At 70.6% G+C, this 21,537-nt stretch carries 18 protein-coding genes; 2 read left to right on the top strand and 16 right to left on the bottom strand.

Annotation, left to right across the window (positions count from 1 at the left end; all coding sequences use genetic code 11):
• On the bottom strand, nucleotides 1-498 hold a 498-nt coding region (locus tag VGJ14_21035), incomplete at its 3' end, for a hypothetical protein (protein HEY2834915.1).
• A gap of 221 nt (nucleotides 499-719) precedes the next feature.
• On the opposite strand from VGJ14_21035, the gene ileS reads away from it, so the two are divergent.
• Nucleotides 720-3,872 carry an isoleucine--tRNA ligase gene (gene ileS / locus VGJ14_21030; protein ID HEY2834914.1) on the top strand — a complete coding sequence of 1,051 codons (3,153 nt, stop codon included), beginning with the start codon at nucleotides 720-722 and terminating at the stop codon, nucleotides 3,870-3,872.
• Nucleotides 3,873-4,058: 186 nt separating this feature from the next.
• On the opposite strand, the gene VGJ14_21025 is transcribed toward ileS, so the two are convergent.
• The 14 genes from VGJ14_21025 to VGJ14_20960 all read right to left on the bottom strand — a co-directional run bounded on the left by VGJ14_21025 (nucleotide 4,059) and on the right by VGJ14_20960 (nucleotide 18,750).
• Nucleotides 4,059-4,814, bottom strand: a complete 756-nt coding sequence (locus VGJ14_21025; GenBank protein ID HEY2834913.1) for a DivIVA domain-containing protein — start codon at nucleotides 4,812-4,814, stop codon at nucleotides 4,059-4,061.
• Between the two features lie 48 nt (nucleotides 4,815-4,862).
• Nucleotides 4,863-5,147 (bottom strand): YggT family protein, encoded by a 285-nt coding sequence (locus tag VGJ14_21020; GenBank protein HEY2834912.1) that lies wholly within the window; start codon nucleotides 5,145-5,147, stop codon nucleotides 4,863-4,865.
• 86 nt (nucleotides 5,148-5,233) lie between these two features.
• Nucleotides 5,234-5,716, bottom strand: coding sequence for a cell division protein SepF (gene sepF, locus VGJ14_21015; protein HEY2834911.1), 483 nt, complete (start codon nucleotides 5,714-5,716; stop codon nucleotides 5,234-5,236).
• 90 nt (nucleotides 5,717-5,806) lie between these two features.
• Nucleotides 5,807-6,508, bottom strand: coding sequence for a YggS family pyridoxal phosphate-dependent enzyme (locus VGJ14_21010; protein ID HEY2834910.1), 702 nt, complete (start codon nucleotides 6,506-6,508; stop codon nucleotides 5,807-5,809).
• The gene (gene pgeF / locus VGJ14_21005) at nucleotides 6,505-7,242 is read right to left on the bottom strand and encodes a peptidoglycan editing factor PgeF (GenBank protein HEY2834909.1); all 738 of its coding nucleotides are present in this window, start codon (nucleotides 7,240-7,242) and stop codon (nucleotides 6,505-6,507) included. The genes VGJ14_21010 and pgeF overlap by 4 nt, the downstream gene beginning before the upstream one ends.
• 154 nt (nucleotides 7,243-7,396) lie before the next feature.
• Nucleotides 7,397-8,593 carry a cell division protein FtsZ gene (gene ftsZ, locus VGJ14_21000; GenBank protein HEY2834908.1) on the bottom strand — a complete coding sequence of 399 codons (1,197 nt, stop codon included), beginning with the start codon at nucleotides 8,591-8,593 and terminating at the stop codon, nucleotides 7,397-7,399.
• A gap of 146 nt (nucleotides 8,594-8,739) precedes the next feature.
• Nucleotides 8,740-9,507, bottom strand: coding sequence for an FtsQ-type POTRA domain-containing protein (locus VGJ14_20995; protein HEY2834907.1), 768 nt, complete (start codon nucleotides 9,505-9,507; stop codon nucleotides 8,740-8,742).
• A complete protein-coding gene (gene murC / locus VGJ14_20990; GenBank protein ID HEY2834906.1) occupies nucleotides 9,504-10,928 on the bottom strand; it encodes a UDP-N-acetylmuramate--L-alanine ligase in 1,425 nt (474 codons plus the stop codon). Before murC ends, VGJ14_20995 begins: the two co-directional genes overlap by 4 nt.
• Nucleotides 10,925-12,004: an undecaprenyldiphospho-muramoylpentapeptide beta-N-acetylglucosaminyltransferase gene (murG, locus tag VGJ14_20985; GenBank protein HEY2834905.1), complete on the bottom strand. Its 1,080-nt coding sequence runs from the start codon at nucleotides 12,002-12,004 to the stop codon at nucleotides 10,925-10,927. The genes murC and murG overlap by 4 nt, the downstream gene beginning before the upstream one ends.
• 18 nt (nucleotides 12,005-12,022) lie before the next feature.
• The gene (gene ftsW / locus VGJ14_20980) at nucleotides 12,023-13,288 is read right to left on the bottom strand and encodes a putative lipid II flippase FtsW (GenBank protein ID HEY2834904.1); all 1,266 of its coding nucleotides are present in this window, start codon (nucleotides 13,286-13,288) and stop codon (nucleotides 12,023-12,025) included.
• Nucleotides 13,289-13,365: 77 nt separating this feature from the next.
• Nucleotides 13,366-14,787 carry a UDP-N-acetylmuramoyl-L-alanine--D-glutamate ligase gene (murD, locus tag VGJ14_20975; GenBank protein HEY2834903.1) on the bottom strand — a complete coding sequence of 474 codons (1,422 nt, stop codon included), beginning with the start codon at nucleotides 14,785-14,787 and terminating at the stop codon, nucleotides 13,366-13,368.
• Nucleotides 14,788-14,789: 2 nt separating this feature from the next.
• On the bottom strand, nucleotides 14,790-15,860 hold the full coding sequence (gene mraY, locus VGJ14_20970) for a phospho-N-acetylmuramoyl-pentapeptide-transferase (protein HEY2834902.1): 1,071 nt from the start codon (nucleotides 15,858-15,860) through the stop codon (nucleotides 14,790-14,792).
• Nucleotides 15,857-17,242: a UDP-N-acetylmuramoyl-tripeptide--D-alanyl-D-alanine ligase gene (gene murF, locus VGJ14_20965; GenBank protein ID HEY2834901.1), complete on the bottom strand. Its 1,386-nt coding sequence runs from the start codon at nucleotides 17,240-17,242 to the stop codon at nucleotides 15,857-15,859. Before murF ends, mraY begins: the two co-directional genes overlap by 4 nt.
• Nucleotides 17,239-18,750: a UDP-N-acetylmuramoyl-L-alanyl-D-glutamate--2,6-diaminopimelate ligase gene (locus VGJ14_20960; GenBank protein ID HEY2834900.1), complete on the bottom strand. Its 1,512-nt coding sequence runs from the start codon at nucleotides 18,748-18,750 to the stop codon at nucleotides 17,239-17,241. The genes murF and VGJ14_20960 overlap by 4 nt, the downstream gene beginning before the upstream one ends.
• Nucleotides 18,751-18,999: 249 nt before the next feature.
• Between VGJ14_20960 and VGJ14_20955 the strand changes: the two genes are divergently transcribed.
• Entirely contained in the window at nucleotides 19,000-19,767 is a 768-nt protein-coding gene (locus VGJ14_20955) for a glycerophosphodiester phosphodiesterase family protein (protein ID HEY2834899.1), read from the top strand.
• A gap of 14 nt (nucleotides 19,768-19,781) precedes the next feature.
• Here the strand turns inward: VGJ14_20955 and VGJ14_20950 are convergent, their stop codons facing one another.
• A complete protein-coding gene (locus VGJ14_20950) occupies nucleotides 19,782-21,524 on the bottom strand; it encodes a penicillin-binding protein 2 (protein HEY2834898.1) in 1,743 nt (580 codons plus the stop codon).
• Nucleotides 21,525-21,537 lie beyond the last annotated feature (13 nt).

Raw genomic sequence — 21,537 nt, 5'->3', positions numbered from 1 at the left:
CCTGGCGGGGGGCGCGGCCTTCTTCGCAGGCGCGGCCTTCTTCGCAGGCGCGGCCTTCTTCGCAGGCGCGGCCTTCTTCGCAGGCGCGGCCTTCTTCGCGGGCGCGGCCTTCTTCGCGGGCGCGGCCTTCTTCGCGGGCGCGGCCTTCTTCGCGGGGGTCGTTGCCTTCCTGGCGAGGGGCGCGGCCTTCTTCGCAGGCGCGGCCTTCTTGGCCGCCACGGCGGCGACCTTCTTGGTCGGCGCGGCCTTGCGCGCGACGGGTGCCGCCTTCTTCGCCGGGGCCGTCTTGGCGGCGGCGCTCTGCCTCGCCGGAGCGGCCTTCTTCACCGCCGGCGCGGCCTTGGCCGCAACCTTGGTTGCCGGCGCGGCCCGACGGGCCGGCACAGCCGGCTCGGCAGCCGTCGCGCGGACAATCGACGAGGCCTGCCGGGCGCCCCTGGCATCGACCCGCCCCGTGGTGCGGTCACCGGCCTTGACCATGCCTGACCTGCCCTCCACCGCCCGCTCCGCCACCCGAACCCGGGTGACGTGCGCGAACTATAGGACCCGCCCGAACCGCTCCGTATGACTCCGGTCACTCAAATCACAGAGAGTAATCAATCCGTGACAGTCTAGCGCGAATCGGGCTGTTGACGCCCACGGCGCCCCTCGGCCCGTCATTGCTAATCTCGGCACCGCTCCTGGCGAATCCGGGGACCCCGCGCGAAAGGCCAATACCCGTGTACCGTCCCGTCCCCGCCCAGGTCGATCTGCCCGCCATGGAACGCGAGGTCCTCGCGTTCTGGGCCGACGCCGATGTTTTCAACCGGTCGCTGCAGGCCACCGCCGATGGGCCCGCCTGGACCTTCTACGAGGGTCCGCCGACCGCGAACGGCATGCCCGGCACGCACCACGTCGAGGCCCGCGTCTTCAAGGACGTGTTCCCCCGCTATCGCACCATGAAGGGCTACCACGTGGCCCGCAAGGCGGGCTGGGACTGCCACGGTCTGCCGGTGGAACTGGCGGTGGAGCGGGAACTTGGGTTCTCCGGCAAGGGCGACATCGAGGCCTATGGAGTGGCCGAGTTCAACGCCAAGTGCCGGGAGTCCGTGCTGCGCCACGTCGACGCGTTCGCCGCGATGACCGAGCGCATGGGCTATTGGGTCAACCTCGACCAGGCCTACTGGACCATGGACAGCGCCTACGTGCAGTCCGTCTGGTGGTCGCTGGCGAAAATCTTCGACGACGGCCGACTGGTGCAGGACCACCGCGTCGCCCCGTACTGCCCGCGCTGCGGCACCGGGCTGTCCGACCACGAACTGGCACAGGGTTACGAGACCATCGTCGACCCCTCGGTCTACGTGCGCTTCCCGTTGACCTCCGGCCCGTACGCCGGCGCCGCGGACCTGCTGGTGTGGACCACCACGCCCTGGACGTTGGTCTCCAACACCGCCGTCGCGGTGCGCGCGGATGTCACCTATGCGTTGGTCGAGGTCCCCGAGGGTGCGCCGCTGATCCTGGCCGAGGCGCTGCTGGAGAAGGTGCTCGGCGAGGACGCGAAGGTGGTCGCCACCTTCCCCGGCACAGACATGGAGCGCTGGACCTATCAGCGGCCGTTCGAGTTGGTGGCCTTCCCCGACGACGTCGCGACGCACTACGTGGTGCTGGCCGACTACGTGACCACCGAGGACGGTACGGGTCTGGTGCACCAGGCCCCCGCCTTCGGTGCCGAGGACCTCGAGGTGTGCCGCAAGTACGGCCTGCCGGTGGTCAACCCGATCACCCCCGACGGGCACTTCGCCGCGGACGTGCCGCTGATCGGCGGGGTGTTCTTCAAGAAGGCCGACGAGGCGCTGGTGGCCGACCTCGCCGCCCGCGGGCTGCTGTTCAAGCACCTGCCGTATGAGCACCCGTATCCGCACTGCTGGCGTTGCCACACCGCGCTGATCTACTACGCACAGCCGTCCTGGTACATCCGCACCACCGCGGTGAAGGACGCGCTGCTGCGCGAGAACGAGGCCACCAACTGGTACCCAGCGACCATCAAATGGGGCCGGTACGGCGACTGGCTGCACAACAACATCGACTGGGCGCTGTCCCGCAACCGCTACTGGGGTACCCCGCTGCCGATCTGGCGGTGCGCGGAGAACCACCTGACCGCGATCCCGTCGCTGGCCCGGCTGGGCCAGTTGGCCGGCCGCGACCTCACCGATCTGGACCCGCACCGGCCCTACATCGACGAGGTCACCTTTCCCTGCCCCGCCCAGCCGGCGACCTCGGGAGCCGGCCAGACACAGTGCTCGACCGAAGCGCGCCGCGTGCCCGAGGTCATCGATGCCTGGTACGACTCCGGCTCGATGCCCTTTGCCCAGTGGGGTTTCCCGCACTCCGGTGTCTCGCTGGACGGGCAGTACCCGGCGCAGTTCATCTGCGAGGCCATCGACCAGACCCGCGGCTGGTTCTACACGTTGATGGCCGTCGGCACGCTGGTGTTCGACAGGTCCTCGTACGAGAACGTGCTGTGCCTGGGGCACATCCTGGCCGAGGACGGCCGCAAGATGTCCAAGCACCTGGGCAACATCCTCGAGCCGCTGCCGTTGATGGACGCGCATGGTGCGGACGCGTTGCGCTGGTTCATGGCCTGCTCCGGTTCGCCGTGGTCGGCCCGCCGGATCGGGCACACCGCGCTGCAGGACGTGGTGCGCAAGACGCTGCTCACCTACTGGAACACCGTCGCCTTCCAGTCCCTCTATGCCCGCACCGCGGGCTGGACGCCGGGCACCCCGGCCCCGTCGGTGGCGCAGCGTCCGGCCATGGACCGCTGGGCGCTGTCCGAGGCACACCGGTTGGCCCGCGACGTCGACGCGGCGTTGGAGGACTTCGACACCCAGAAGGCCGGGCGGCTGCTCGCGGCCTACGTCGATGACCTGTCCAACTGGTACGTGCGACGCTGCCGGCGGCGGTTCTGGGCCGGGGACGCCGCGGCGCTGGCCACCCTGCACGAGTGCCTGTACGTGGTGACCCTGCTGATGGCCCCGCTGACCCCGTTCATCACCGAGCGGGTGTGGCAGGACCTCTTCCGCGACGATGCGGGTGGGCTGCCCGAGTCGGTGCACCTGGCCACGTGGCCGAGGGTTGATGGGTCGCTGATCGACGACGGCCTCGCGGCACAGATGGCGCTGTCCCGGCGGCTGGTGGAGCTGGGCCGGGCGGCCCGCGCGGACAGTGGGGTGAGGACCCGCCAGCCGTTGTCCCGGGCGCTGGTCGGAGCACACGGCTGGGCGGGCCTCACCGAGGATCTGCGTACCCAAATCGCCGAGGAACTCAACGTCACCCGTTTGGAGTCTCTCGGCGAGGCCGGCGGCGAGTTGGTCGACTACTCCGCCAAGGCCAACTTCCGTTCGTTGGGCAAGCGCTTCGGCAAGGGCACCCAGCCGGTGGCCGCCGCCATCGCCGCCGCCGATGCGGCCGGTCTGGCCGTCGCACTACGCGGCGGCAGCACCGCCACGGTGGTGGTGGACGGCGAGTCCATCGAACTCGGCCCGGACGAGGTCATCGTCACCGAGACGCCACGCGAGGGCTGGGCGGTGGCCCGGGAGGGCGAGACCGTCGCCCTGGACCTGACCATCACCGACGAATTGCGTCGGGCGGGGCTGGCCCGCGAGGCCATTCGCGCCATCCAGGAGGCCCGCAAGTCCACCGGCCTGGAGGTCTCCGACCGCATCACGCTCGGCTGGCACACCACCGACCCCGAGGCCGCCGCCGCCCTGCGTGAACACGCCGCGGAGATCGCCGGCGAGGTGCTCGCCACCCTGATCGAGGAACTCCCCGCCCCCGCCGACCTGGCCGCCGACCCCGACCTCGGCCTGACGCTGACCGTCACCAAGGCCTGACGAGCCCTCGCGCTCAGCACTGTCATACGCGGAGCGTCATTTCGCGGCCCATTTCGGCCCCCAAAGTGACGCCCCGCGTATGAGAGAGCTCGCCCAGATCATGAATGAGCGGAGCGCACGACCCGCCCCCACGAACGCCAAGAGGCCCGGTGGACGGTGTCCACCGGGCCTCAGCGTGCTTGGTGCTTAGCTCTCGTCCTCGTCGATCAGGAAGCCGCGCATGGGCTGACGCGGCGCGCCGGCCCGGGCACTGGACCCGGCCGAGGCCCGCGGGCCGTTGGAGAGGTTCTCGCTCTCGGCCGGAGCCTCGAGCTGACGCAGCTGGCCCTCGAGGAAGCTCTTGAGGCGGCTGCGGTACTCCCGCTCGAACTGACGCAGCTGGTCGAGCTGGGCCTCCAGCGCGTTCCGCTGGGTCTCGAGCACACCGATGATCGAGCGGTGCTTGTCCTGGGCGTCGCGTTCCAGCGCGTCGGCCTTGTTCCGGGCCTCGCGCTCGATTGCCTCCGCACGGGAACGGGCGTCGCCGACGATCTTGTTGGCCTCGCCACGAGCCTCGGCGATCGCCTGGTCAGCGGTCTGCTGGGCCAGCGCGAGCACGCGGGCGGCGCTGTCCGCGCCGCTGTGGGCCTCGACGGCGATCGGCGCGGGCGGCTCGGCCACGGACTTGGGCGGCTCGGGCGTGGTCTCGGGCTCGGCCTTGGCGGCCTCGTCCTTCTTCTCGGCCTCAACCGCAGCCTGCGGCGCCGTGGTGGCGGGCGCGGTCGAGGCAGCCCGGGTAGCGGCGGCGAGCTTGGCACGCAGCTCGTCGTTCTCCCGGATGAGTCGCCTCAGCTCGGTCTCGACCTCGTCGAGGAAGGCGTCAACCTCATCCTCGTCGTAGCCCTCTCGCAGACGGACGGTCGTGAACTGCTTGTTCCGCACGTCCTCGGGGGTCAGCGGCATCTGGTCACCTCAGAGAGATCGTCGACGTTCGGGATAGGCCGTACCGCGTCACAAGCGCAGCGCGGCGTCCCGCCCAAGAATGACGATGACAAATAACACAAGAAACGACAGGTCAAGGCTTACTCCACCAAGTCGCAGGGGGTGGATGAACCGCCGCAGGAATTTCAACGGCGGATCGGTGCACGAGTACAGCACTTCGAGCGCCACGACCGCAGGACCCTTGGGCTGATAGGACCGCGCGAACATGAACACATAGTCCATAACCATGCGGGCGACGAGCAAAACCAGAAAAATAGTCAGGATATAGACCAGTGCGATCCCTACCTGGTGCACAGCCGCGCCTCACGCCGAAACCCCGTTCCCCCGGTCACACTGCCCATCCTGCCCGGCTCCCCGGAATCGCGCTGCACGACCCCGGATCAGCTCTGGTTGTAGAAGCCACCGCCCGCGATCCGGGCCTTGTCCTCGGCAGTAACGTGCACGTCCGCGGGCGAGAGCAGGAACACCTTCTGGGTGACCCGCTCAATCGTGCCGTGGCAGCCGAACACCAGTCCGGCGGAGAAGTCGACCAGTCGCTTGGCGTCCACGTCGTCCATCTCGGTGAGGTTCATGATCACCGGGACGCCCTGACGGAACTCCTCGCCGATCAGCTTGGCCTCGTTGTAGGTGCGCGGGTGCAGCGTGGTGATGCGGTACGGGTCGACGGCCACCGCGGTGGAGCCCATCGGGGCGAGGACGGCGCGCCGCTCGGCGACGGCCACATGGCGGGCCACGGGCTCGTGCATGCGGGTCTCGCGCATCGGTCGTTCCTCCCGGATCTCGTCGCGGTGGTCGTCCTCGGGGTAGCGCTCCTCGTCCTCGACGAGGCCCAGGTAGACGCCGAACTTGTGCATCGCGCCCATGTGCGCCTGCCCTTTCAGGTCCGAATTCGACTGCCGGGACGTGCATCCCACTCGCGGCCGGAGTGCACTGTTGGTGCCTCTGTGGCGACGCTAGCGCTTACCCGGGCGCGCACCGAGCAACCCGGACCCGACACGCACGTGTGTCGCTCCGGAGGCCACCGCAGCCTCCAGATCCCCGCTCATCCCGGCCGAGATCCAGTCCGCGTGCGGGTGGTCCACCCGCAGCCGGGCCGCGGCTTGCGCCAACCGGGCGAACACCGGCGCCGGGTCCATCCCCGGCGGAGCGACCACCATCACCCCACGCAGCCGCAGCCCGGGCGCGGCGGCCACCTCGTCGGCCAGCCGCGGCAGGTCCACCGGGCGCACCCCGCCACGGTCGCCGTCGGGCTCCGGGTCCAGGTTCAGCTGCACCAGCACGTCCAACTCCACCGCCCGATCTCTCGCCGCGCGGCGCAGCGCGTCGACCAGGCCGGTGCGATCCACCGAGTGCACGACATCGGCGTAGCGGGCCACCGATCGGGCCTTGTTGGTCTGCAGTTGGCCCACGAAGTGCCAGCGCACCGGCAGGTCGCCGAGCGTGGCCGCTTTGCCCCCCGCCTCCTGGGCGCGGCTCTCCCCCACGTCGGCCACGCCCAACTCAGCCAGCAGCGCGATGTCCGCGGCCGGATAGGTCTTGGTGACCGCGATGAGCGTGATCTCTGCCGGGTCACGCCCCGCTGCGACGGCCGCGGCCTCGATGCGGGCTCGCACCGCGGCGAGGTTGGTGGCCAGTTCGTCGCGCCGCGACGTCATCCGGCGGCGTCCCGCCAGATCAGCCCGGCGAAGCGGCCCGTGGTGGCATCCCGCCGGTAGGAGAAGAGGTCGTCGGTCTCCGCGGTGCAGCCGCCCACCCGGCCGACCCGGGTCACGCCCAGCGCGGTCAACTGGGCCTCCAGGCCGGTCCGCAAATCCAAACCGGGCGTACCGCGGGTGGTGCGGCAGGCCGCGCCGGGGGCGGCCGCGTCCACCGCGGCCTGCATGTCCGCGGGCACCTCGTAGCAGCATCCGCCGATCGACGGTCCCAGCCAGACGGCCACCCGCTCGACGTCGGCACCGCAGGTGACCATGGCGCGCACCGCGGCCGCCACCACCCCGAGTTCGAGGCCCTTGCGACCGGCGTGGGCCACTGCGACGACCCCGGCCGTGGCGTCGGCCAACAGCACCGGGACACAATCGGCGACCATCACCACCAGGGCCAAGCAGGGCGTAGTGGTCACCATCGCGTCGACCGCCGGGGGCGTGTCCGGCGCCGCGTCCAGCAGCGCGACGGCATTGCCGTGCACCTGCTCGGCGAACGCCAGGTGCTCCGGGGGCAGACCGATCGCGGCAGCGGCCCTGGCCCGGTTGTCCGCCACGGCCCGCCGGTCGTCACCCACGTGCAGGGCCAGGTTCAGGTCGGCGTAGGGCGCCATGCTGACCCCGCCGGCCCGGGTGGTGAACACGCCGCGCACCCCGGCCGGCCATGTCGCCCTCAGCAACGGCAGCACGTCCTCACCCCCCGCGGTCGCGCCCTTAACTCACCCGAGTGTGCACTCGTGCAGGTTTTCCGGCGCGTGGAGCCTGCACAACTACACACTCGGGGGACTTGCGCAGCTGATGACCGGGCCCCGGCGGGGTGGGGTCCGCCGGGGCCGGGGTGGGTCATTTCATGAAGTCGGGAATGTCCAACTCGTCCGGGCCGAGCTCCGGGGCGCGGCGGCCGTGTTGCACCGGCACGCTGCGCGCGGGCTCGCGGCGCCGCGGCTCCGGGTACTCCCGCGGGCCGGGCATCGACTGACGGTCCGGCGCGCCCTGGGCGCCGTCGGAGATCAGCGTGGGCACGTCGCCGGGGTCGTTGGTCGGCTGCACCTCCGACGGGCGCCGCCCGGAGTGCTCCTGGTACGGGGTGGGCACGCCCGCGTCGAAGCCGGCCGCGATGACGGTGACCCGCGCCTCGTCGCCCAGCGCGTCATCGATGACCGCGCCGAAGATGATGTTGGCCTCGGGGTGCGCGACCTCGGCGACCAACTGAGCGGCGTGGTTGATCTCGAACAGGCCCAGGTTCGAGCCGCCGGAGATGGACAACAGCACGCCACGGGCGCCCTCGATGGAGGCCTCCAGCAGCGGAGAGGCGATGGCTGCCTCGGCCGCGGCGATCGCCCGGTCCTCGCCGCGCGCCGAACCGATACCCATCAGCGCCGACCCGGCACCGGACATCACCGACTTGACGTCAGCGAAGTCCAGGTTGATCAGACCCGGCGTGGTGATCAGGTCGGTGATGCCCTGCACGCCGCACAGCAGTACCTGGTCGGCGGACTTGAACGCGTCCAGCACGCTGACCGTGGCGTCGGAGATGGACAGCAGTCGGTCGTTCGGGATGACGATGAGCGTGTCCACCTCCTCGCGCAGTCGGCCGATGCCGTCCTCGGCCTGGGTGCTGCGCCGGCGGCCCTCGAAGTTGAACGGACGGGTGACCACGCCGATGGTCAGCGCACCGAGCGAGCGGGCGATGTTGGCCACCACCGGGGCACCACCGGTGCCGGTGCCGCCACCCTCGCCGGCGGTCACGAACACCATGTCCGCGCCGCGCAGCACCTCTTCGATCTCATCGCGATGGTCCTCGGCGGCCTTGCGGCCGACCTCCGGATTCGCGCCCGCGCCGAGGCCGCGGGTGAGCTCGCGGCCGACGTCGAGCTTGACGTCCGCGTCGGACATCAGCAGCGCCTGGGCATCGGTGTTGATCGCGATGAACTCGACACCCTTGAGGCCGACCTCGATCATCCGGTTGATGGCGTTGACGCCACCGCCACCGATGCCGACGACCTTGATCACTGCAAGGTAGTTCTGCGGAGCTGCCACGGCCGGTGCCTCTCACTCTCAACTCTTACCCTCAAGTTGAGGTTTAGAGTTATGTCAACCTGACGACAGTTGCAGAAACTAGAGCCCGGTCTGCACCGCACCAAGGACATTCGGGGGCGTGTCGCGCAGCAACAACTGACGGTTCGTCAGCGACTGATGGCCGGGGCCTCGGGCGTGCTCACGTCGTAGGCACGGCCCTTGCGGTGCAGAAGCACGGTGAGCACCTGCGCCTTGAACGCCTGACGGGTGTCGTCCCCCCAGATGACCAACCGGCCACCGCTCAGTTCCACCGACATCGCGTCGGCGGAATCCGCCCGCACCACCTGCGCGTCGGCGCGTACCGGCGCGGGCAGCGCGGCGAGCATCGCGGTGATGGACACCAACGTGCTCTGCGGCAACGTCAACAGCGCGGTGCGCACCACCGGCAGCCCGGCGGCGTCCGCGGCGGTGGCCGTTGCGAAGACCACCCCGGAGGCATCCACCAGCTGCCGGCCGGTAACCGTGTCCAGCACCAGCACCGCAGTGCGTTCGGTGACCACCAACCGCACCGTGTGCAGCAGCCGCCGTTCCACCCGCACCGATTGCACTGCGGGCAACAACCGGGCGCGGGCCGCCACCGCGCGGGTGTCCAGCAACGCCAGCGACCCACCCCGGGGCACGTTGGCCGCGGCGCTCACCTCCGCCGGGGTCAACCGCGAGGTGCCGGCCACGTTCACCGTGCGCACCGCGATCAGCGCGGAGAAGAACACCGCCCAGACCAGCGCCGCGACCACACCGGCCACCAGCACCGCCAACCCGGCGCGGATCCACCGACCCCGCCGCCGGGCGCGCAGCGCGGCGGCGGACCGTACCGATGCCGCCACGGCCGCGGCCGGCGTCGAGGGCCGCGCGGCGAGGACGGTGCGACCCTTCACGCGTCCACCCCGTCCCGAGCGGCGAGCAGTTCCAGGACCTCCGGCCCGATCATCGTCACGTCGCCGGCGCCCAACGTGAGCACGATGTCGCCGGCCTCGGCGAAGTCCGCCAGCCGACCGGCCACCGAGGACCAGGACGGCTCGAACAACACGTCCCCGGCCGGCAACGGCACGCCGGCGGCCACCGAGGCCCCGGTCACGCCGGGAATCGGGTCCTCCCCGGCGGCGTAGACGTCCATCACCACCACGCGGTCGGCCAGCCCCAGCGCGGAACCCATCTCCTTGGTGAACGCCGCAGTGCGCGAATACCGATGCGGTTGGAACACCGCGATGATGCGTCCCCCGGCCACCACTTCACGGGCCGCGCGGAGCACCGCGATCAACTCGGTCGGGTGGTGCGCGTAGTCGTCGTAGACCCGTACCCCCCCACCGCTGCCCTTCAGCTCGAACCGGCGCCGGGTGCCGGTGAACCCGGACAGTCCCTCGCGCAGCTCACCGGCGGGGAACCCCAAGCCGAGCCCGACGGACAGCGCGGCAGCGGCATTGAGCACGTTGTGCATGCCGGGCACCTGCAACTGCACGGGGCCCAGTCGCCGCCCGTTGGCCACCGGCTCGAAGCCGTAACCACCGGCCAGCACGGTCAGCGACTCGACGCGCACGTCGGCGGTCTCGGTGACGCCGTAGGTGCGCACATCCACCCCGGCCGCGGCGGCCACCTGCCCGAGTTTGGCGGCGCCGGGGTCATCCGCGCACACCACCAGGAACCCACCCGGCTCGATCCGCCCGGAGAAGCGGACGAACGCCTCGTCCACGGCCGCCGGTGTGCCGTAATGGTCCAGGTGATCGGCCTCGACGTTGGTCACGATGGCCGCGTGCGGGGTGTAGAGCAGGAACGAGCCGTCGGATTCATCGGCCTCGGCCACGAACACGTCGCCGCTGCCGTCGTGGGCGTTGGCCCCGGACTCATTCAGGCTGCCGCCGATGGCGAACGAGGGGTCCGCGCCGCAGTGCTGCAACGCGACGGTGAGCATCGAGGTGGTGGTGGTCTTGCCGTGCGTGCCGGCCACCGCGACCGCCCGCCGCCCGGCCATCACCGCGGCCAGCGCCGCAGCGCGCGGCAGGATGCGCAACCCGCGTTCGCGCGCCTGCACGTACTCCGGGTTGCTCTGCCGGATCGCGCTGGAGACCACCACGGTGTCCGCGGCGCCGACCTGGTCGGCGGCGTGCCCGACGTAGACACTCGCGCCCAGCGCGCGCAGTGCGGCCAGCGCGGTGGAGTCCTTGGCGTCGCTGCCGGACACCGACAGTCCGCGGGCGAGCAGGATGCGCGCGATGCCGGACATGCCGGCGCCGCCGATGCCGATGAAATGCACGCGCCCGAGCCGATCTGCGGCGGGCACGTCGGCAGCGGTCAGCGTCATCGACCGACCGCCTCGTACACCAGGTCGGCCAACACTTCGTCGGCATCCGGGCGACCGTGCTGCGCGGCGGCGCGGCTCATCGCCGCGATTCCGTCCGCGTCACGCAGCAGCGGCACCACGTTCGCCTCGACCCAGGCCGCGGTGAGGTCGCTGTCCTCGACGATGCCGCCACCGCCCGCGTCCACCACCGGCTTGGCGTTGCGACGCTGTTCGCCGTTGCCGATGGGCAGCGGCACGTACCAAGCGGGCAGGCCGACCGCGGCCAACTCGGCACAGGTCATCGCGCCGCTGCGGCACAGTGCCAGGTCCGCGGCCGCGTAGGCCAGGTCCATCCGCTCCAGGTAGGGCACGATCACGTACGGCGCACCCTTCCCTGACTCGTCCACCCTCACCGACCCCACATTGTCCCGCCCCACGGCGTGCAACACCTGGATACCGGCGGTACGCAACGCCGATGCGGATTCCGACGCGGCCCGATTGATGCTGCGCGCGCCCTGCGAGCCACCGAACACCAGCAGCGTGGGCAGGTCGGGTTGCAGGCCGTACTGCGCGCGGGCCTCGGCGCGCAGCGCCGGCCGGTCCAACGTGGCGATGCTGCGCCGCAACGGCAACCCGATCAGTCGTCCGTGCGGCAGGTCGTCGGCGCGCGCAGTGGTGGCCACGAATGGGGTGAACCGCGCGCCGATCCGGTTGGCCACGCCGGCCGGCGTGTTGGCCTCGTGCACCACGATCGGCAGTTTTCGCTTACGGGCGGCCAGATACGCGGGCACGCACACATAGCCACCGAAGCCGACCAGTACGTCCGGCCTCAGCTCGTCGAACAACTCCCCGGCCGTGCGCACCGCGCCGCGCAACCGCCCCGGCAGACGCAGCAGGTCCACCGTCGGCCGCCGCGGCAGCGGCACCCGCGGCACGTGCACCACCGGATAACCGCGGGCGGGCACCAAGGTGTTCTCCATGCCGGTGGCGGTGCCCAGCACGGTGATACCCACGCTCGGATCGCGACGACGCAACGCGTCGGCCAACGCGAGGGCGGGTTCGATGTGACCCGCGGTCCCCCCGGCGGCCAGGACCACGTGCAACAGATCGCTCCCCTACTTGCGCAGGCGTCGTCGGACACGTGGGCGCCGGAAGACCCGGCCGACAGCCTCGCGCAGCGGGTTCGGTCCCCGGGCACGCAACGCCGCCGCCGCTCCCGGCTCGCGGCGTGCGAAGGACAGCAACATGCCCAACGCAACCATGACCGGCAGCAGTGCTGAGCCACCGTACGACACCAGCGGCAGCGGAATACCGGTGATCGGCAGCAGACCCAACACGGTGCCGATGTTCACCGCGGCCTGCACCGCGATCCACGTGGTGATCGCGGCGGCGGCCAACGTGGTGAACATGTCCCGGCTGCGCGCGGCGATCCGGAAGCCGGCGAAGACCAAGGTCGCGAACACCACCAGCACGCCCAACGCACCGATCAGGCCGAGTTCCTCGCCGATGATCGCGTAGATGAAGTCCGTGTGCGCCTCGGGCAGGTAGCCCCACTTCTCCCGGCTGGCGCCCAGACCCACCCCGGTGAACCCGCCGGAGGCCAGCGCGAAGATGCTCTGCGCGCCCTGCCACCCGGTGCCCTGGTAGGTGGCGAACGGATGCAGGAACGAGGACACCCGGCGCATCCGGTCGGGGTCCGCGGTGACCAGCGCCAGCACCATCAGACTCACCGGGGCGAGCAGCATGCCGAAGTAGCGCATCGGGGTGCCGACGTAGAACAGCAACGCGACGATGATGGACAGCAGCACGATCGTGGTGCCCAGGTCGTGCCCGAACAGCACCATGGCGACCACCAGGCCGGAGGCGGGCAGGAACGGGACGCACAGGTGCCCGGGCCGGTTCAACAGCTTCTGCTTACGTGCCAGGACGTGCGCGCCGAACAGCACCAGGGCGAGCTTGGCCGCCTCCGACGGCTGCAGTTCCAGCGGCCCGCCCAGGTAGATCCAGTTGCGGTTGCCGTTGACCTCGCGACCCACGCCCGGCACCAGCACCAGCGCCAGCAGACCCAGCGAGCCGATCAGCGCCGGGAACGCCATGCGACGGAACACCACCGGCGGCATCCGCGAGGTGAGCCACATCAGCGGCAGCCCGACGGCCACCCAGACCGCCTGCTTCTGCGCGATCGCGAACACCGACCCGTTGTGCCGGTAGGACTCCACGCTGGACGCGGACAGCACCATGACCAGGCCCAGCCCGATCAACAACAACCCGGAGATCAACACCAGGTAGTAGGAGGTGAGCGGGCGATCCAGGGAGCGCAGCCGGGCACGAATGCCGAGACCGAGAAGGCTCAGCTCAGCGGGACGGACGGTCGTGCTCACCGGGCAAGTTTGTTGGGCCGCCGGGCCAATCACGCGCACATCCGGGCGTGTCGCGAGTCTCAACCTCAGGTCGAGGATCAGGTCCTCGCCAGCACCGCCGCAGCGAAGCGGTCGCCGCGCTCGCCGTAGTTGGCGAACATGTCCATCGACGCGCACGCCGGGGCGAGCAGCACGGTGTCGCCCGGCCGCGCAAGCTTCGCTGCCGCCGCCACCACAGTCTCCATGGCGCCCGCATCGGTCCGGCTGATCTCCACGACCGGCACGTCGGGCGCGTGCGCGGCCAGCGCCGCCGCGATCTCGGCGCGGTCGGCGCCGATCAGCACCGCACCGCGCAACCGCGGCGCGGCCTCGGCGACCAGGTCGTCGAACACCGCGCCCTTGGCCAGGCCACCGGCGATCCACACCACGCAGTCGTAGGCCCGCAGCGAGGCCGAGGCGGCATGCGGGTTGGTGGCCTTGGAATCGTCCACCCAGCGCACCTCGTCGAGCACGGCGACCTCGGCGATGCGGTGCGCGTCCGGACGGAAGGTGCGCAGCCCCTCGCGGATTGCGGCGGCGGGCACTCCGTAGGCGCGAGCCAAGGCGGCCGCCGCCAGCGCGTTGGCGACGTTGTGCGGCGCGAGTGGCACGACGTCGGCCACGGACGCCAACTCCACCGCGGCGGCCGGGTCAGCTCGCTCCCCGGTGTCAGTGAACGCCCGGTCCACCAGCAGGTCCTCGATGACGCCCAATTGCGCCGGGCCGGGCGCGCCCAAGGTGAACCCGATCGCCCGGGCGCCGTCGGTGACCTCGGCGTCGCGCACCAACTGCGCGGTGCGCTCGTCCGCCGCGTTGTACACGCAGGCCACTTGCGCGCCGGTGTAGATACGGCCCTTGGCGCGGGCGTAGGAATCGAGATTGCCGTGCCAGTCGACGTGGTCCGGGGCGATGTTCAGGATGGCCGCGGAGTGCGCGCGGATCGAGGACGACCAGTGCAGCTGAAAGCTGGACAGCTCCACCGCGATCACGTCGTAGCCGGTGGCCATCACCACCTCGAGCAGCGGCGTGCCCACGTTCCCGGCGGCCACCGCACGCAGCCCGGCGGCGTTCAGCATCGAGGTGAGCATGCGCACCGTGGTGGTCTTGCCGTTGGTCCCGGTGATCGCCAGCCAAGGCGCGGCGCCGACCGAGGGCCGCAGCCGCCAGGCCAACTCCACCTCGCCCCACACCTCGATGCCGGCCGCGGTGGCCGCGGTCAGCAGCGGGGCGTCCGGCCGCCAGCCCGGCGAGGTGACCACCACGTCGGCGTCGGCGGGCAGCGTCTCCGCATCGCCCAGCCGCACCGTCGCACCCAGGTTCTCCAGCACCGCGGCGCGTTCGTTCTCCGCTTTGGCGTCCACCACACTGACCCGGGCGCCGAGGGAGAGCAGGGCGTCGGCCGCGGCAAACCCGGACACGCCGATGCCCGCGACCACGACGTGCACACCGGACCAGTCGGAGTCCCGACTCAACTGAAGCATCGTCAGGTCCCGGACAACCATTCGGCATAGAACACGCCCAGACCGCCGGCAACGAACAACCCGGCGATGATCCAGAACCGGATCACGATGGTGACCTCGTTCCAGCCCGCGAGTTCGAAGTGATGCTGCAGCGGTGCCATTCGAAACACTCGGCGTTTGGTCATCTTGAAGAATCCGACCTGCACGATCACCGAGACAGTGATCAGCACGAACAGTCCGCCGAGCAGCACCAGCAGCAACTCGGTGCGGGTGGTGATGGCCAACCCGGCCAGCGCACCACCCAACGCCAACGACCCGGTGTCGCCCATGAAGATTTTGGCCGGGGACGCGTTCCACCACAGGAAACCGAAACAGGCGCCCATCACCGCTGCCGCCACGATGCCCAGATCCAGGGCGTTGGGCACGTCGTAACAGCGCCCCAACCGGCGCACCACCGACGAGCCGCACTGGTTGCCGGACTGCCACACCCCGATCAGCACGTACGCGCCGAACACCATCGCGGAAGCCCCGGTGGCCAGACCGTCCAGACCGTCGGTGAGGTTCACCCCGTTGGAGGTGGCCGCGATCATCAGGTAGGCCCAGATGACGAACCCGACCGCACCCAGACCGACGGTGGTGTCCCGGATGAAGGAGATGTCCTTGCTGGCCGGGTTCAGTCCGCGGTTGTCGGCGTGGTGCAGGGCCAGCACCGCGAAGGACAACGCGACCAGCGACTGCCCGGACAGCTTGGCCTTGGCCCGCAGCCCCAGACTGCGCTGTTTACTGACCTTGATGTAGTCGTCCAGAAAGCCGACCGCGCCCAGGCCGGTCATCAAATACAGCACCAAGAGGCCCGAGGCGGTGGGGCTCTTGTCGTGCAGCACGATGTGCGCCGCGATGTAGCCCAGCAGCACCGCGATGATGATCACGGAGCCGCCCATGGTGGGCGTGCCGCGCTTGGTCTGGTGAGTGGTGGGCCCGTCGTCGCGGATCAGTTGCCCGTAGCCCCGGCGGACCAGGATGCGGATGGCGATCGGGGTACCGAGCAGGGCGATCACCAGGGAGACCGCGGACGCCGCGAGAACGCCCCTCAAGTCCCCTCCTCCAGCAGCCCGGCGGCGATGCGTTCCAGGCCGACCGCCCGGGATGCCTTCACCAACACCACGTCGGTCGTGCGCAACTCCGCACGCAGTATCGCGAGCGCGGCCTCCGCATCGGGCGCGAATGCCGGTTCGTGCGCCCACGTTCGGGCACGCTGCGCCCCGGCGAGGGTCGCCCGTGCCCCCTCGCCGACCACGAGCAGCCGCGAGATGTCCATGTCCGCAACCAGCCTGCCCAGTGCTTCGTGTTCTGCGGCGGAGGACTCGCCGAGTTCACGCATCTCACCGAGCACCGCCCAGCGCCGCCGATCCCCCGCAATGGCCACCGTCGCGGCCAGCGCCGCCCGCATCGAGTCCGGGTTCGCGTTGTACGCGTCGTTGACCACGGTGAGCCCGTCGGCGCGGGTGCTGACCTCCATCCGCCACCGGCTGCGCGGGCCGGCCGCACCCAGCGCGGTGGAGATCTCCTCGGCGGTCATGCCCGCCTCGTGGCCCACCGCGGCCGCCGCCAGCGCATTGCCGACCTGGTGCGCACCGTGCAGCTGCAGCGCCACCGGGGCGCGCCCGGCCGGGGTGACCAGCTCGAATCGGGCTCGTCCCGCGTCCAGCGTGACGTCCGCGGCGGTCACCTGCGCGCCGCGCAGCCCGAAGGTGACCACGCGCGCCCTGGTCCGCGGCGCCATGCCCGCCACCAGCGGATCATCGGCGTTGAGCACCGCCGCGCCGTGCGCGGGCAGCGCCTCCACCAATTCGCCCTTGGCCAGCGCGATGTTCTGCCGGCTGCCGAACTCCCCGACGTGCGCCACGCCCACGTTGAGCACCACGCCGATACGCGGCGGGGCGATCTCGCACAGATAGCGGACGTGCCCGATGCCGCGGGCGCCCATCTCCAGCACCAGGTGCCGGGTGGCCGGCGTCGCGCGCAATGCGGTCAGTGGCAGGCCGATCTCGTTGTTGAACGAGCCGGGCGCGGCAACGGTCTGCCCGCGCGCCTCGAGCACCGCGGCAACCAGGTCCTTGGTTGAGGTCTTGCCCTGGGAGCCGGTGATGGCGACCACCACCAAGTCGTGTTCGGCGGCCAACCGGGGCACCACCAGCCCGGCCAGTCGGCCCAACGCCGTCACGGTGTCCGCGACCAGCACCGCGGGCACCCCGACGGGGCGGGTGGCCAGCACCGCGGCGGCCCCGGCAGCCGTCGCGGCGGCGGCGAAGTCGTGACCGTCCACCCGTTCGCCGGGCACCGCGACGAACAACCCGCCGGGGCTGACCAACCGGGAGTCGACCTCGGCCGGACCGTCGACGAGGAGGTCCTCTGTGCCGTCGCAGATCACTCCGCCGCACGCGGCGGCGATCTCGCCCAGCCGCAGCGGAATCATTCGCCCGCCTGCATGACCTCGGCGAGCACGGTGCGGTCATCGAACGGACGCACCACCCCCGCGGTCTCCTGTCCCTGCTCGTGTCCCTTGCCGGCCACCACCACGGTGTCACCCAAGCCGGCCATGTCGACGGCCAGGGCGATCGCGGCCGCCCGATCGTGCTCGACGTGCAGCGCCCGGGCGGGCACCGCGTCCGCGCCGGCCCGCAGCGCGGCCAGGATCTCCCGCGGATCCTCCGAGCGTGGGTTGTCGTCGGTGAGCACCACCACATCCGCGCCACGCGCCGCGGCCGCGCCCATCAGCGGTCGCTTGCTGCGGTCCCGGTCCCCGCCGGCCCCCAGCACGATGATCAATTGCCCCGCGGTGACCGGACGCAAGGCGGTCAGCAGCGTGTCCACCGCGTCGGGGGTGTGCGCATAGTCGACAACCGCGAGGAAGGGCTGACCGACATCCACCCGTTCCATCCGACCGGGCACGCCGGGGCAAGCCGCCACTCCGGTCAGCGCCTCGTCCAACGGCACCCCGGCGGCGACCAGCGCAACCGTGGCGCCGACCGCGTTGGCCACGTTGAACGCGCCGGGCAGCCCCACCCAGCCCTCGCCGCCGGCTCCGTCCGGCCCCTGCAGCACGAAGCGGGAACCGCCCGGTTCGGCGACGACCTCGGTGGCCCGCCAGTCGGCCTCCGCCCGGCCGGCGGCGGAGTAGGTCAGCACCGGGACTGCGCTGAGTCCGACCAGCCGGACGCCGTGCTCGTCGTCGAGATTGATCACACCGCAGTGCGTGTGCTCCGGGCGGAACAGCAGAGCCTTTGCCTGGAAGTACGCCTCGAGGGTGAAGTGGTAGTCCAGGTGGTCCTGGCTGAGGTTGGTGAACAACGCGGCGGAGAACACCACGCCGTCCACGCGGTGCATGTCCAATGCATGACTGGACACCTCCAGGCAGACGGAGTCCGCGCCGCGTTCCCGCATCACCGCGAGCAACGCGTGCAGATCGGGGGCCTCCGGGGTCGTGCGCGCGGACGGAATGGACTCCTCTCCGATCCGGATGGCCACCGTGCCCAACAAGCCGGTGATGTGCCCGGCCGCGCGCAGCCCGGACTCCATCAGGAACGCGGTGGTGGTCTTGCCGTTGGTACCGGTGACGCCCAGGCTCAACAACGCGGCCGCGGGGTTGCCGTAGATCTCCGCGGACAACCGACCGAGTACCGCGCGCGCGTCGGGCACCGCCAGCACGGGTAGGCCGGCCGCGCTCGAGCGATCCCGGCCCAGTGGGTCGGTGAGGATCGCGACCGCGCCGGCCGACGCGGCCTGGGTGGCGAAGCTCGCGCCGTGCACGTTCGCCCCGAGCATCGCCGCGTACAGGTCACCGGGGCGGACCTGGCGGGAGTCGTGGGTGATCCCGGTGATCGCCACGTCCGCGCCGGGGGGCGCGGGCAGCGCCAACAACTCCGCCAACTCCGACAGCGCCACGGGCGTGGTCGTACCGGGGCGCAACGGGGGTGGGGTCACGACCGATCAGGCTATCCGGTCGGCATCGGAACTCAGCCGTCCGGCTGAGCGAGAAACCATCCGATTGACGTGAAACCCGCACACCACGCGATCAATCAAAGCAGTCAATTCATTGATCTTGCGAACGCCATTGGCGTTCGGAATTCGCGGGGGCAATTCAGCATGGTGTGGCGCCGGGTCGGATTGTTGGCCGCAATTTCTGTGAGTGTATTCAGCATTAGTGTGCCCGGGGCCCGTGCGGGCGCCCCAATGCCCGCCGCGGCACCTCCGGCGACGGCGGCCAGTGCGGTCACTCTGGCACTGCCCCTGCCCACCGGGTGGGTTGGCTTCTCCACCGAGATCGTGGCCCACCGCGGCGACGTCACGGTGGCCACCCCGAACACGCCGGCCGCGTTGGCCGCAGCCTTCAAAGACGGGGCCGACGCCGTCGAATTCGACGTGCAGGAAACGAAAGACCACCAACTGGTGGTGCTGCACGACACGGACCTGGCGCTGAACACGGTGGACTGCAAGGGCAACGTGAACAAGATCACCTACGCCCAGTACCGCAAGTGCCACACGGCGAACGGCGCGGTCGCGCCGAACCTTTTCGACGCGCTGAAACCGGTGCGGGATGCCGGCAAGCGGGTCTTCATCCACGTCAAGACCGTCGGCGGACACCACCTGGCCGCCCAATACATGAAGGCCGTCAACAAGTACGGCCTGAACCGCGGCGACCACGTCACCTTCTTCAGCGACCAGCAGGACTCCCTCGCCGAATTGCAAGCGGCCGGTGCGGCGAATATCGGGCTGATCTTCAACAACAAATACGCTGCCCAGGGCTGGGCGTCGAACTACGCGACTCTGGTGCCGTTCAACACCCCGGTGACCGCGGCACTGGTGCGCGCCGCGCAAGCCCGTGGTCAGGCGGTGTACCCGGTGGACTCGCGCCCGCTCAACGTGGAGCAGGTCAAATCCCTGGGCGTGGACGGCTTCCTCACCAACAACCTGCCCAACGCGCTGGCCGTGCTGCGCTGACGTAGCGTCAGCACTCACCAGTCGATCGTCACCGGGGCCCACCGGACACCCGTCGGACGGATGCCCAGCGCCTGCAGCGCGAAGGTTACGGTGCGCATGAACACCGGACCACCCAGCTCGCCACCGAAGTGACCCTTGGCGGGTCGCTGCAGCGTCACCGAGACCACAACCTCCGGATTGTCGGCGGGTGCGAAGCCGGCGAACGAGGCGGTGTAACCGCGGTAACAACCGCACTTGGGGTCGGCGAACTGCGCGGTACCGGTCTTGCCCGCCACCCGGTAGCCGGGCACCTTCACGTCCGGGGCGGTACCGCCGGAGTGCACCACCGCCTCCAACATCCGGGTGACCTCCTGCGCGGTCGCCGCGCTGACCACCCGGCTGGTGGCCGAGGCCTCCGGTACGTGCTTGAGCCCGGTGGAATCGGTCCACGACTTGATCAGCCGCGGCGCGATTCGTACCCCACCATTGGCGATGGTCTGGTAGATGCTCGCGACCTGCACGGTATTCACCGCGTAGCCCTGACCGAACGGCACCGTGTACTTCTGCGTGCCCGACCAATCGCCGACGTCGGCCAGGATGCCGCGGCTCTCGCCGGGAAATCCCAATCCGCTCTGCTCGCCGACGCCGAAGGCCTTCATGTACTTGTAGAGCGTTGAGATGCCCATCGTGTCCGTGGCCAGCACGGTGCCGATGTTCGAGGACTTGGCCATCACCCCGGACAACGTCAGCCGCCACAGGCCGTGGTCGACGTCGTCGTGCAGGGTGTGCCCGGCCCGCGCCAACGTGCCGGGAATGCGAATCTTGGTGTCCGGGGTGGCCGAGCCGGAGTCGAGCAGCGCAGACATGGTGATGGCCTTGCCGATGGAGCCGGGCTCGTAGACCTGGGACACCGCCCGGTTGCCGCGGTCCTCGGGCGGGGAGGCGCCGGGGTTGTTCGGGTCGAAGGTCGGGGCGGTAGCCATGGCCAGAATCTCGCCGGTGTGCACGTCCTGCACGATCACCGTGCCGCTGTCCGCCTTGGTGCGACGCACCTGCGAGGCGATGGCCCGCTGCGCCACCCATTGGATGTCGCGGTCGATGGTCAACTGCAGATCGTTGCCGGGGATCGGCTCGGTGATCCGCCCGCCCGCGGTGGCGATGCGACCGCCGCGGCTGTCCCGTTCGTAGGTCTGCTTGCCGGCGACGCCGGCCAGAACGTCGTCGAACTCGTGCTCGATCCCGCCGGCACCGACGCCGGTGGAGTTCACGAAGCCGAGCACGTTGGCGGCCAACGTGTCGGCCGGGTAGATCCGTTTGCTGGTGGTCTCCGCGAACACCCCGCTGATCGGCTTGCCGGTACCGGGGTCGATGGTGGCCGCTATCTGCCGCCATGCCATCGGATCGACGCCGCGGGCCAGCACCACGTAGCGCTTGGTCCGGTCGGCCATGCGGGTGGCCAACGTGGTCTCGTCCACCCCGAGCTGCGGGGACAGCAGGTGCGCATACGCGGCCGGATCGGCGATCAGATGGGGATCGGCGGTGACCGTGCGGGCCTCCACACTGCGCGCCAGCACCTCACCGTCGCGATCGGTGATCTCCCCCCGAGTGGCCGGGATGTCGATGGTGCGCAGCCGTTCGCTCTGCGCAACCGCGGCGTAGCTCTCCCCCTGCAGGCCCTGCACCTGGATCAACCGGCCCACCAACAACGCGACGACCATGCCGAGCAGACCGGCGGCCACGCCCAGGCGGCGCGCCGGATCGCCCAAGCGGGCCCGCACCCGGGGTCGCTGC

Source organism: Sporichthyaceae bacterium (genome assembly GCA_036493475.1).
In the GTDB taxonomy this organism is placed as follows: domain Bacteria; phylum Actinomycetota; class Actinomycetes; order Sporichthyales; family Sporichthyaceae; genus DASQPJ01.
The sequence above is the reverse complement of the archived record's forward strand: the minus strand, read 5'-3'. Positions and strand labels throughout refer to the sequence as shown.